General features: G+C 44.1%; 7 protein-coding genes. 1 reads left to right on the plus strand and 6 read right to left on the minus strand.

What is annotated here, in order from left to right:
* Positions 1-110: 110 nt before the first annotated feature.
* Together QUA07_RS08935 and QUA07_RS08940 are read right to left on the minus strand one after the other, a co-directional pair.
* Complete coding sequence (locus tag QUA07_RS08935; RefSeq protein WP_333080367.1) at positions 111-302, minus strand: hypothetical protein; 192 nt, start codon at positions 300-302, stop codon at positions 111-113.
* 685 nt (positions 303-987) lie between these two features.
* Positions 988-1,260, minus strand: a complete 273-nt coding sequence (locus tag QUA07_RS08940) for a hypothetical protein (RefSeq protein WP_333169259.1) — start codon at positions 1,258-1,260, stop codon at positions 988-990.
* Positions 1,261-2,042: 782 nt separating this feature from the next.
* On the opposite strand from QUA07_RS08940, the gene QUA07_RS08945 reads away from it, so the two are divergent.
* Entirely contained in the window at positions 2,043-7,727 is a 5,685-nt protein-coding gene (locus tag QUA07_RS08945) for an AAA family ATPase (RefSeq protein WP_333324246.1), read from the plus strand.
* Positions 7,728-8,177: 450 nt separating this feature from the next.
* On the opposite strand, the gene QUA07_RS08950 is transcribed toward QUA07_RS08945, so the two are convergent.
* The 4 genes from QUA07_RS08950 to QUA07_RS08965 all read right to left on the minus strand — a co-directional run bounded on the left by QUA07_RS08950 (position 8,178) and on the right by QUA07_RS08965 (position 12,294).
* Complete coding sequence (locus tag QUA07_RS08950; RefSeq protein WP_333169256.1) at positions 8,178-8,894, minus strand: class I SAM-dependent methyltransferase; 717 nt, start codon at positions 8,892-8,894, stop codon at positions 8,178-8,180.
* 158 nt (positions 8,895-9,052) lie between these two features.
* On the minus strand, positions 9,053-9,259 hold the full coding sequence (locus QUA07_RS08955; protein WP_333324248.1) for a hypothetical protein: 207 nt from the start codon (positions 9,257-9,259) through the stop codon (positions 9,053-9,055).
* Positions 9,260-10,333 (minus strand): M14 family metallopeptidase, encoded by a 1,074-nt coding sequence (locus QUA07_RS08960; protein WP_333324250.1) that lies wholly within the window; start codon positions 10,331-10,333, stop codon positions 9,260-9,262.
* A gap of 374 nt (positions 10,334-10,707) precedes the next feature.
* Entirely contained in the window at positions 10,708-12,294 is a 1,587-nt protein-coding gene (locus QUA07_RS08965) for an NAD(P)H-quinone oxidoreductase subunit 4 (RefSeq protein ID WP_445305879.1), read from the minus strand.
* Positions 12,295-12,676 lie beyond the last annotated feature (382 nt).

Consider the following 12,676-nt stretch of genomic DNA (forward strand, 5'->3'; position numbering starts at 1 on the left):
GGCTTCGCTAACGCATTGAATTAAAGAGCGATCGACCGCAGTAATTTTGAAGTATGGGGTATTGCGATCGAGTGTGGGAAACTAATATTCATCAAATGAATGATTACATATTAATTTGTAGTTTTGGGCAACAATTGATTTAGCGCACCGCACAAGTATCGCTTCACGGTATCCCTACTTGCGCCCACGCCGCTGGGAATGGTAAAGATCATCTCGACAGTTAATAGATTTCCGTCGGCTGAGGCAAAAACATCGATCGGCAAAGCACGCTGAAATGCTGTTGCGGGATTTTCGGCTTTCATGACACCTGTGCTCACATCGGTGCTGATCGTTCTGATGCTCTCGCGGGCTAAAATGGGTCGTAATTGGGAAAATGCTCTCTCTATCGATAACCCCTCAACCTGAACACGTGCAGAAAAGGCGGCACCATTCAAAAAGTCCCCCTTTTTTTGAAAGCTTTCCTCGCAGGTGGTGGCAACAGCGGGGGTGGCTAAACATATGAGAGCTAGAGTCAAGACAAGCGATCGCATATTAGCTTAGTTAGAAGAATGAAACAATCATCAAGATCATGATGCACCATCATAGGATTATTTGGCAAGTGATGCAAATGCCTTCAATGGTTTTTAGCATGAGTTGCAGTCCGGTTAATATTCGCTGCTATTCTAGCAACTACAGCAACTAGAAGAATTAAGGGTAAAGACTAAAAGGGCGATCGTACTGAATAGAAGGTCGATTTAATCCTGGATTCTCATCTTCCAACAACATTTCACTCGCTTCACGTAAGTTCGCTTGTATGTCGTCTAAAGTTTCTCCTTGAGAATGCGCTCTCTTAGAAACCGGGAACATAGACTACATATAAATTCGTGTTAGGGTCTTTCGGAACCACCGCAGTCAACGTCCTCATAAATTTCAACTCAAACAGCTTGACTTTCAAGCAAAATCCAATAAAATTAAGTTTAGCATATCTATCACATACAATACGTGAAATCACTTAGAAACAAGCTCAATAACACTACCTAGAGATGCAGCCAGTTTATATCCAATACCGATACCCAATAGCCTAGCATTTTGATGTTTCGCACTCAGGTCATCAGCAGCATATAAACCATTTTCATCAACTTTATAGTCGCCTGTTTCTATATCCATGATGACGAGCTTGCTAACATTCTCTTCTAAGTCAATTTTGGGGGGGATGCTGATCTCATACAAATGTTTGGCACGAGGCGGGACTTCTTCACGACTCCAAAGGAGGGTTTGCATACATTCCCCCTTTTTTGTAACTTTTTATCCTATTACTGACGTGGGCTGTATTACGCGAATTCACCATGTTTCTGGAGCGAGTTCTTGGGTTTTACCTGCGTGATACTCAGTCCGTGGCGCTGCAAGTTTGGCAACAGCGTCGGGAGAACGAGTATTTGCTGGTTCCGATCTGGGATCATCTTTAACTTATTCCATAATCTCATCTTGCTCACTTACAGACTAGGTGTTCAACTTAGCGATGATCGCGCGCTCAAGTAACTCAGTTTTGGCTAGCACACTCTTACAATATACCTGTTAAAAAAGTAGGCAAGGCGATCGCGACTTGTACCCTGTTAAGAGCAACGATCGCGCCCGGTCGAAGTGCTGCAAACATTTTGTAGTAGGATGTATAATCCTAAGTGATCATAATTTAGGCACAGCCACATAATGAGCTACTGGGATGTAAAAAACCTGAGCTATGAAAACTTTAAGCGTCTGTGCGGAGTACGTCCAGAGACATTTAAACAGACGTGGAGTTAGTGCGATCACCTAATTTATCTGGAGGCCCTTGTTCCAGCGCCAATTCTTGGTTTTCCAACTCCAGCACAGGTATTATACTTATAGTTAAAGATTAAGCCATCATGCACTTTAGCATTGAAGGAATGGACAAAATATTGGCACTTATTAACAAGCTGAGGCCCGGCTAGTTGAAATTTTTCCCAACAGGCGATCGAACATCGCTGTCTCAGGTTCCCATCCATCAATTCCACACCCGAATAATCGTACTCATCGAAAAAACGAATATGAAAACCACGCTGCCCGGTTACAAACTCTTATCGTTGCCGCTTCATGAAGGTGTCAATACAGTTATTTATCGCGGCGTTAGGGAGTCCGAGCCAACTCCGGTTATAGTAAAAACCCTTAAAGCTGAGTATCCCACAATAGAAGAAATCGCACGATTGAGGCATGAATATAAAATTCTCAAAACTCTCGACATAGCCGGAATTATCAAAGCTTACTCTTTAGAAAAGCATAATAACGGTCTGGCGCTGATATTAGAAGATTTTGGCGGAGACTCCCTGAAAAACCTAATCACAGCTAAACAACTTGAAATCAGCAAATTTCTGATTCGGGCAATTCATCTAGCAGAAACCCTAGCTCAACTGCATGAAAATAAGATTATTCATAAAGATATTAAACCGCAAAATATTATTGTCAACCCCAAAACCAGTCAAATCAAAATCATCGATTTTAGCATTGCCACGCACCTAGAGCGAGAAAACCAGACCCTCAGCAATCCCAACTTGCTAGAAGGTACCCTTGCCTATATGTCCCCAGAACAAACCGGGCGAATGAATCGCTCAATGGACTACCGTACCGACTTTTACTCATTAGGTGTCACCTTTTACGAAATGCTAACTGGAAAGCGGCCACATCAAGCCACCGACATCCTGGAATTAATTCACTGCCATATCGCTAAAACACCCGTGCCACCCCATCAGCAAATCGGTGAGATTCCCCAAGCAATTTCTGACATTGTAATGAAATTATTAGCTAAAACTGCTGAAGACAGATACCAAAGCGCTAGGGGACTAAAAGCTGACCTAGAAATATGCCGTCATCAACTGCAAACCCATGGAAAAATTGACAACTTTCCAATCGGTAAGAGGGATAAATGTGGACAATTTATCATCCCGCAAAAGCTCTATGGTCGTGAGCAAGAAGTAGCCACTTTGATGGCAGCCTTTGAGCGAGTCTCCGGCGGTACCAGCGAAATGATGCTAGTCAGCGGTTACTCAGGGATTGGCAAATCTTGCTTAGTAAATGAAGTTCAAAAACCGATTGTCAGGCAGCGCGGGTATTTTATATCCGGTAAATTTGACCAATTAAAACGAAATATTCCTTATGCTTCTTTGATTCAAGCCTTTCAGGGTTTGATGCGGCATCTCTTAACAGAAAGTTCGGAACAACTAGCGATTTGGAAAGAGCAACTTTTAGAAGCTTTAGGCTCAAATGGCCAAGTCATAGTAGATGTCATTCCCGAAGTCGAACTGATTGTCGGGCCTCAAGGAGGGGTTCCGCAATTGGGGCCATTTGAATCCCAGCATCGCTTTAACCGGGTATTTAAAGAATTCATTCATGTATTTACTAAACCCTCACACCCGCTCGTCGTCTTTTTGGATGACTTACAGTGGGCAGATTCGGCATCACTCAAGTTGATTCATTTGCTTATTTGTGACCCGGACAGCCAATATTTACTGCTGATGGGAGCCTATCGAGATAACGAAGTGAGTCCGACGCATCCGTTGATGGTGACGTTGGATGAGATTCAAAAGAATGGGGCCGTTGTAAATAATATCACCCTCCGTCCTTTGGATATTGGGAACGTCAGCTTGCTGGTAGCGGATACCCTGAATGAGTCTTCTGTTCCGAGACACCGGGTTTCTGAATTGTCTGAGCTACTTTTCAATAAAACCCAGGGCAATCCTTTCTTCTTGACTCAGATGTTCGCTACTCTGCATCAAGAAAAGCTATTGACCTTTGAATTCAGTGCTGGGTGCTGGCAGTGGTCATTGAACCAAATTCAAGCAGTAGGCATCACAGATTATAATGTCGTCGAACTGATTGCCAGAAATATTCAAAAACTCTCGGAGGAGACGCAGGATGTCTTAAAGTTAGCCGCCTGTATTGGAGACAAATTTAATTTAGACGTTCTGGCTATTGTCAATGAAAAATCTCAGTCGGAAACGGCGGCGGATTTGTGGGAATCTCTTCAGGCTGGCTTGGTTTTGCCCCTCAGCGAAGCCTACAAAATCCCTCTCGTTTTTACCTCCGATGAAATGAGCAGGGAAGTAAAGGATAAAATAGTTCCAGATTGTCCTCTGCTATCATGCTCACCTACCCCTTTTTCTTACAGCCATCACGCGCCTATCGCTTACAAATTTCTCCATGACCGGGTGCAGCAAGCGGCGTATTCTCTTATTCCCGAATCTCAGAAACAACAGACCCACCTGAAAATCGGTGAACTGCTACTGGAGCATACTCCTGCTGAGGAGATTGAAGAAAATATCTTTGAGATTGTCAATCAGTTAAATGTTGGGGCTGACTGCATCACGGATCAGGCAGAAAAAGATCGTCTAGCCCGATTAAATTTGATAGCCGGCAAAAAAGCTAAGGCAGCAACAGCTTATGAAACTGCCGCCAGACAACTACGGGTGGGGCTAGAACTCCTCAGAGAAGATAGCTGGGAAACTCAGTATGACCTGACGTTCCCTCTGTATGCGGAAGCGGCGGCGGTGGAATTTCTAAACATCAACTTCGAGCGAGCAAAAATCCTTTCTGAGGAGGCTCTTAAACACGCGAAAACTCTGCTCGAAAAAGTCAAAGTTTATGAAATCCAAATGCAGTTTTATTCCCAGCAAAACCAGATACAAGTCGCGTTTGATATTGGGCTGCAAGTTCTGGGGATGCTGGGTGTCTCTCTTTGTTCGGAACCTCCACAAGAAATGAATACTGAGGCGTTAGCTAATCTGCCAGAAATGACTGATATCAATAAGCTAGTGGCGATGGGGATATTATTGAAATCTGCTCCTCTTTCTTATCATGTGGCTCCTGCCTTATTTCCCCAATTTGCATTTACAATGATTTATCTGTGTATCCAATATGGTAATTCGCCCCAGGCCACTGCTGGGTATGCGGTTTATGGCCTACTTCTATGCGGGCCATTCGGTGAAATAGATGCGGGATATAGATTTGGACAACTAGCCTTAAATTTGTTGGATCGCTTTGATGCCAAAGAACTAAAATCTTACGTATATGTAGTTTTTAATGCTCATATTAGACACTGGAAAGAGCATGGCAAGGAAAGTTTAGCGCCAATGATGGAGGGAATTAAAAGCGGTCTGGAGACTGGAGATTTAGAAGATGTGGGTTATAATTCTATCTACTATTGCGATCATATGTTTTTTACAGGTCAACCGCTGGAATTAGTTGCTCAGAAGCAGGCGCAATATCTTGAGTTACTGCTGAAACTTAAACAAGATTCGCATATTCCTTACTTAAAGACGTGGAGAGTAATGGTATTACAATTACTCGCCGCATCTGAAGAGGAATATATGCTCAAGGGCGAATTGTTGAATGAAGAAGAACTCCTCCACCAGTCAATTGCCGATAATAAACATATGTTTATTTTTTTGGCTCACCTGACAAAATTGATTCGACTTTATTTGTTTAAAGATTACGCTCAGTCAGTCAAGAGCGCCCGCTCAGCAGAAAAATACAAAGATGGTGTGCCCGGTCTGATGAGTGGTGCGGAATACAATTTCTACTATTCTCTGGCTCTCCTTGCTCAATATCCCCAAGTTTCCAGCAGTGAACAAAAAGAATCCTTGAAGCAAGTGGCTAAAAATCAGAACAAAATGCAGCAATGGGCTATACATGGGCCGATAAATTATCAACACAAGTACGAGTTAGTGGAGGCAGAAAAAGCACGAATTTTGGGAAAAATTGGCAAAGCGATGGAGTATTATGACGCTAGCATTCAAGGAGCCAGAGAACAGGGATACATTCAGGAAGAAGCCCTAGCTAATGAACGGGCCGCCGAGTTTTATTTCTCTCGCGGGCGGGAGAAGATAGCGGAGATTTATTTGACGGATGCTTACTATGGATATATTCGCTGGGGAGCGAAAGCAAAAGTGCAATATTTATCAGAAGAATATCCTGAATTTTTCTCGCGAATACTGACCAAAGAAACTCCCAGCTTCGACGTATCACGGACGACCAGCTCGACGACTACGGGGAGTTTTGCAGCACTGGATTTCGCCTCTGTGATGAAATCTTCTCAAGCTATTTCTGGCGAAATTGTTCTGGAAAGTCTGCTTTCTAAGTTATTGAAAATTGCAATTGAGAATGCTGGGGCTGAAAAAAGTTACTTAATTTTAGAGAAAAATGGTCAACTGGTGGTAGAAGGGACGGCAAGCATAGATAATAATGAGGTATTATTGCTGCAATCCACACCAATAGAAACGAGTCAAAAATTGCCGTTTTCTCTCCTCAATTATGTGGCTAGAACTCAGAAAGATGTGGTATTAAATGATGCAAGTCAGGAGGGACTTTTTACCAGGGATAGCTATATTCTTAACGCCCAACCCAAGTCAGTTTTATGTATGCCGGTCGTCCATAAAGGAAAGCTTATTGGTCTGCTTTACTTGGAAAATAATCTGACAAGGAGCGCGTTTACTCCCGATCGCCTGGAAGTTTTAACCGTGCTCTGTTCTCAAGCGGCGATTTCCCTGGAAAATGCTCGACTCTATGCCAATTTGTCTGAGGCGACTGACAACCTGAAACAAGCCAATGAGCAATTAGAAGATTACAGCCGGACTTTAGAACATAAAGTGGAAGAGAGGACGCAGGAATTAAAGGAAAAAAATCGGCTCCTGAGCCAGGAAATTCGCGATCGCGTGCAGATAGAGCAAGCTCTGCGACTATCAGAAGCGCAATTAAAAAAACAAGCCGAACAACTAGAGCTTTCTTTCCAAGAACTCAAGCGCACCCAGACCCAGCTAATTCAGACTGAGAAAATGTCCTCACTGGGACAGATGGTGGCCGGGGTTGCCCACGAGATCAATAACCCGATTAACTTCATATATGGCAACCTGAGTCACGTCAGGACATACAGTGAAGACATACTAGGACTGGTGAAACTCTATCAAGAACAATACCCCCATCCCACAGCAGGGATTGTTGAGGATATTGAGGCAATAGAATTAGATTTCTTGATGGAAGACTTACCCAAAGTGCTGGATTCGATGAAGGTGGGGGCAGACCGCATTCGCGAAATTGTCCTCTCCCTGCGAAACTTCTCGCGACTGGATGAAGCGGAAATGAAACAGGTCGATATCCATGAGGGCATCGATAACACCCTACTGATTTTGCAGCACCGGCTGCAAGCTAAATTAGACCAGCCTGCTATTCAAATAATTAAAGAGTACGGCCCGCTGCCGCTGGTGGAGTGCTATGCGGGCCAACTGAACCAGGTGTTTGTAAATTTACTGGCGAATGCGATTGACACTCTCAATGACCAAAGGGGGCCGCGCACGATCGCAATTCGCACTTCAGTGGGGTATGGGGAAGAAGAAAAATCCCCGATTTCCAATCCCGCCCTTGCGGAAAGCTCTACAGTTTCTTCGGCTGAGGTGGATTCCCCCAACCTCGGCCCGACCCGCAAAGCTCCGCAATTTGTGGTGATTCGCATTTGCGACAATGGCCCCGGTATCACAGAGGAAGTGAACCGGCGGCTGTTCGACCCGTTCTTCACGACGAAACCTGTAGGGAAGGGCACCGGTCTGGGGCTGTCAATCAGCTACCAGATTGTGGTAGAAAAACATCGCGGACAGTTGAAGTGTGTTTCTCATCCCGGTGAGGGGGCAGAGTTCATCATTCAGATTCCTATTCGACAGGAGTATCAAAAATTGGCTTTGCAAAGCTAAACCTGATGAGTAGTTGTTATTGCTATTTCCAGTAGTCCTAAACAGACAATGATCACTTCTAGTGATGAATAGAAATCTTGAAAAAGTCTGGGCGCAATTCCTTCTCAGCGCCTCTAATTCTATTCATCTTTATGAATATTTTAAAGGGGAGTCAGGTCATAATTATAAATTATAGCTATCAGTTACACTGTAAATATGATACCTCACTTACTCCGGGCGATCGCCCTTAACAAAGAGCGCACTCTCCGTATAACAACAATAAGGCTAGAAACTAAAAGAGCCAGCGCAATACCGAATGGAAGGGGGATCAACCAAATGGTAATTTTAAAGTATTGGGTATTGCGATCGCTCTTCGGCGCGACTCGGTTCTGTGGCTTCCAGAAAACTTTGCAACCTCACACTTGGTTTTGGTCAGTCCACTTCACGAGATTTTTCAGCGGCTGTTGATAACTACACTTCTAGCGAGGGTGGTGTTCGCCTAGCATACCAGGCATGAATCAGAAGGGTCTGTAAGAACAATACAGGTGTATCAAAGCCGCTGGATGCAATTATTGATTCGACTTCAATTGGCGGTAGCACAGCAGTATTTCGACCATAAGAATCACGAAACTTTTCAATCTCCTCAGCAGGCACTTCCGCATACCTCAGCATTCGCAGCCAAACCTCGGAAAGGCTTTGGTACGCTGAAGTAGACATATCGGAAGCTAGATCGGCACTGACCAAATATCCGTTAGGGCAAAGTCGTGAAGCAATTTGACTAAAAAAGTTGGACCGCTCATCTTGTTGCATAAAGAAGTGAGAAACCAGAAGGCAAGTCGCCGCATCGAAAGAGTGCGATGCGGGCAGTGAATCGAGATAGCCTTCGTGAAAAGTGCAACGTGACGCGATACCACACTCTTCGGCGCGTTGGCGACAGATGTCAAGCATCGGTGCCGCAGGCTCTACCGCAGTAAACTGCCACTGTGGAAACGCTTGAGCGAGATAAATCAATTCCAAGCCGGTTCCCGCACCGACACAGAGAATCCGTGCATCGGTAGGAAGTTCAGAAAGTACAAAGCGGATCAGTAAATGAAGTGCGTCGCGCATCGGAGCCAATTTAGCGAATCTTTTGTCGTAGGAAGAAGCGCGTTCTCGATCGAAAACAATAGGTGACTCTTGATTTTGCATTCTGGAAAGCCAATAAGCTTGCAATCTGTATTTTAATAGCTATCTGAATTGGATTTTAGCCCCTGGCTTCAAAACTTACTGGGTTGGGGCCAAACAAAAGTAATCAGAATCCTAAAAGCTCGATTGCCCTAAAAAAAATAGAAAACCCCAAAACCCGTTTAATAATCGAGGTTTTGGGCTGTCCTCACTCGCATCCGGTTCAAATTACAACTTGCGAGGCTGCGATCGCCCTTGACAAATATCGCACTCTTGGCAGAACAATAAGTATAGAAATTAAGAGAGCGATCGTAGCGAATTGAATGGCGATCGACCCACTGGTAATTTTTAAGTATTCGGTATTGCGATCGCTGACCGTCGCAACTCATTCAGTCAATCAAAGCTCGTTTACAAACATCCAGTCCTTGAGTTAAGCATTGTTCTCGCCACTTTCGAGATATGGGTGCAAACACTTCTACCAACTGTTGTTTTGTCCATTCATAGCTCTGGTCTGACTTACCCCACCAGTAAGCACGATTCTCAGCCCGCAATGCCTTCAAGACTTGAATCGTTGAGTAAGTGCCAAATTCTGCGGTTAGTAAATCATAGCGACACTTTGGTAGAAGAGCTTGGCACCAAGTTTTTAATCCACCGCGAATTGGATATGACACACCTTCTGTACTGTTCGGTTCTATTGTTTCTGCTCCAAATCGTTTAGCTAGTCTTGAACAAGATTCTGATGTTGCAGATGCGTCAAGCAAAAGCTTATAAGTTCCCCAGTGTCCTAAACCTGTGTGGAAATCAATATGCACCACCTCTGAAGCATTACCAATCCATTGGGGCAAATTGCTAGCTAGAATCTCTTGAGTTTTGGATGGAGCATGACCACCAAAAAAAAGTCCCTTTGGAAAATCGTATTGCCCTACAGGAAAGGTGTTTCTCAAACTGGTCATTCCATATCTCAATATCAGCCAGAGAGCTTGAAGAATATAGGGTTCAATTCGTGAGGGAGGTGAAATGGGATTGAGAAAAGAATTGAATTTAGGATAATCCTTTGGGCTGCCCTCAAAAACTTTTTCAGACAATAAAAAATTACGGTTTAAGTCTATGTTGTTTTCATTCCAACGTCGTCGCCATGCAAAACCATAAGGATTCAGAGAATGAATAAGTACAACTTTAATATCAGGTGACAACGATGTGAGAAGTTGGTGCTTTTCTAACAAGGTAAGTTGGATTGCCGATCCCAAAAAGCCTTCTACTCCATGCAAGCCACTAGAAATTACTACACATCGTCGTGGGTGTGAAGAACCACCGATCGCCACATCAATAGTTAATTCTTCATCAGTTGGACTAACCCGATCAATTGGATAGGCAGTTTGCTGATAACCGAAAGATGAAGCTGCTGCTCGAAATCGCTCTCGTGCAGTAATGTAGTTGGGTGAAAATGCTTCTGAATCGCTCATAAATCTTCGTTACCCACCACTAACCTTACAACTATGCCTCAAAAGACAACTCACATCGCATAACTATTAATTATACTATAGTTGCGGTCTAACACTTCGATCGCACTCCTTGATCGCATACCCATGTTGTTTCTCAAACCCAACTCCAGATTGTTTAAGAACCAAAGTTTCCCTAATTTATCTATCAATAGCCCTAGACGCATGGGGACCCAGAAACCGGGTTTTTTTACGAAAAGACGGGTTGCAGCCCACAGATAAGGTAAAAAACCCGGTTTCTTTGTCGGAGTGCGTCCATGACTTTCAGAAAAAACAGAAAACCCCCAAACGCAATTCTTAAAAAGGTTTGGGGGTTTTATTCCTAAATCTCGTTCAAATCACAACTTGCTCGGCTCGATCGCCGGAGCACGCAGAGACACAGTTTTATCCGCAGCAGCCTTAGCCACAAGCGACGGCACAGAATCCCTCAGCTTAGCCGTCAACTGAACAGTAGTCGCATCGTAAACCTGAGTCAGCATCTTCGGATACAAACCAATACCAATAATCGGCACTAATAGAGCCGCAATAATAAACACTTCTCGCGGTTCCGCATCCACCAATTCCTCATGATCCGACAATTCCTTATTTTCAGGCCCGTAGAAGATTTCACGCAGCATCGACAGGAGATAAATCGGAGTCAAAATCACCCCGACAGCAGCTAGAAATACCACGCAAACCTTAAAAACCGGATTGTAAGCATCGCTGGTTGCAAAACCTACAAACACCATCAATTCTGCTACAAAACCGCTCATCCCCGGCAAAGCCAAAGAAGCCATAGAACAAGCAGTCCACATGGCGAAAACCTTACGCATTTTCTGTCCTACACCGCCCATTTCGTCCAGCATGAGGGTGTGAGTGCGATCGTAAGTGCAACCCACCATAAAGAACAAACTCGCGCCAATTAAACCGTGGGAAACCATTTGCAGCATTGCACCGCTAACACCCAAATCGGTAAACGAAGCTATCCCGATTAACACAAACCCCATGTGCGAAATCGAAGAATAAGCAATTTTCCGCTTCAAATTTCGCTGAGCAAAAGAAGTTAAGGCCGCGTAAACAATGTTAACCACACCCAAAATTACCAAGATGGGTGCGAAGGTAGCGTGAGCATCCGGGAGCATTCCCGCATTCATCCGCAGCAAAGCGTAGCCGCCCATTTTTAGCAAAATTCCTGCTAGCAACATGTGGGCGGGTGCGGTTGCTTCGCCGTGAGCGTCAGGGAGCCAAGTGTGCAGCGGAAAAATTGGCAGTTTGACGCCGTAAGCTATCAAGAAACCTGTGTACAGGAGCAATTCTACATTGGGGGCGTAATCTTTAGCTGCGATCGCCCGCATATCGAAAGTCACCGTATCGCCGTAAAACGCCATCGTCAGCGCGCCCAGCAAAATAAATAGCGAACCGCCTGCGGTGTATAGGATAAATTTAGTTGCTGCGTAGAGGCGCTTCTTGCCGCCCCAGATTGACAAAATCAGGTAAATCGGGACTAATTCCAGTTCCCAAACTAGGAAAAACAGCAACATATCCTGCACGGCAAAAACTGCGATTTGGCCGCCGTACATTGTCAGCATCAAAAAGTAAAAAAGCTTCGGTTTAAATGTGACCGGCCAAGCCGCTAAAGTAGCCAGAGTAGTAATAAAACCAGTCAGCAAAATCAGCGGCATCGATAAACCGTCAGCACCCACAGACCAGTTCAAATCGAGTTGCTGCACCCAAGTATAGCTTTCTACCAGTTGCAAATCTGGATTGCTGAAGTCGTACTGAGTGTAAAAAGCGTAAACAAGTAGGGCAAAATCGATCAAACCCACAATTAGGGCATACCACCGCACCGTCTTGCCATCCTTATCGGGAATTAAAGGAATCAGCAAGGACGCAGCAATGGGAAACAGAATTGTTGTTGTTAACCAGGGAAAGTTAGCTGTATCCATTGCGTTTTAAAATGATCCATCAGTTATTAGGTTTAAACACATTTTGCCAATTTTAGCCTAAATTTTATACTTTCTTTATACGTAACAAATTTTTTTGCTCTTATTTGGACAAATTATCCGATCGCAACAATTAAGTTTAATGAAAGATTTATTTCTATTTGCTAATTGTCAATTGTGAGTTCTTGAGCTAATACCCTTTCTTCAAATATCTCCTAGTGGGGATACGGCAATGCCCAAAGCGTGTAAAATTAACCCTAAAAACTTTTGTATCTTTCGTTGCTCGCCCAGTTCAGATACCCCTAAATCCCCCTTAAGAAGGGGGACTTTGAGAGAATACTCTTGTTCCCCCCTTATCAAGGGGGGTTAGGGGGGATCTAGACTT

Origin of the sequence: Microcoleus sp. T3_A4, from assembly GCF_036700465.1 — a bacterium.
Lineage (GTDB): Bacteria > Cyanobacteriota > Cyanobacteriia > Cyanobacteriales > Microcoleaceae > Microcoleus.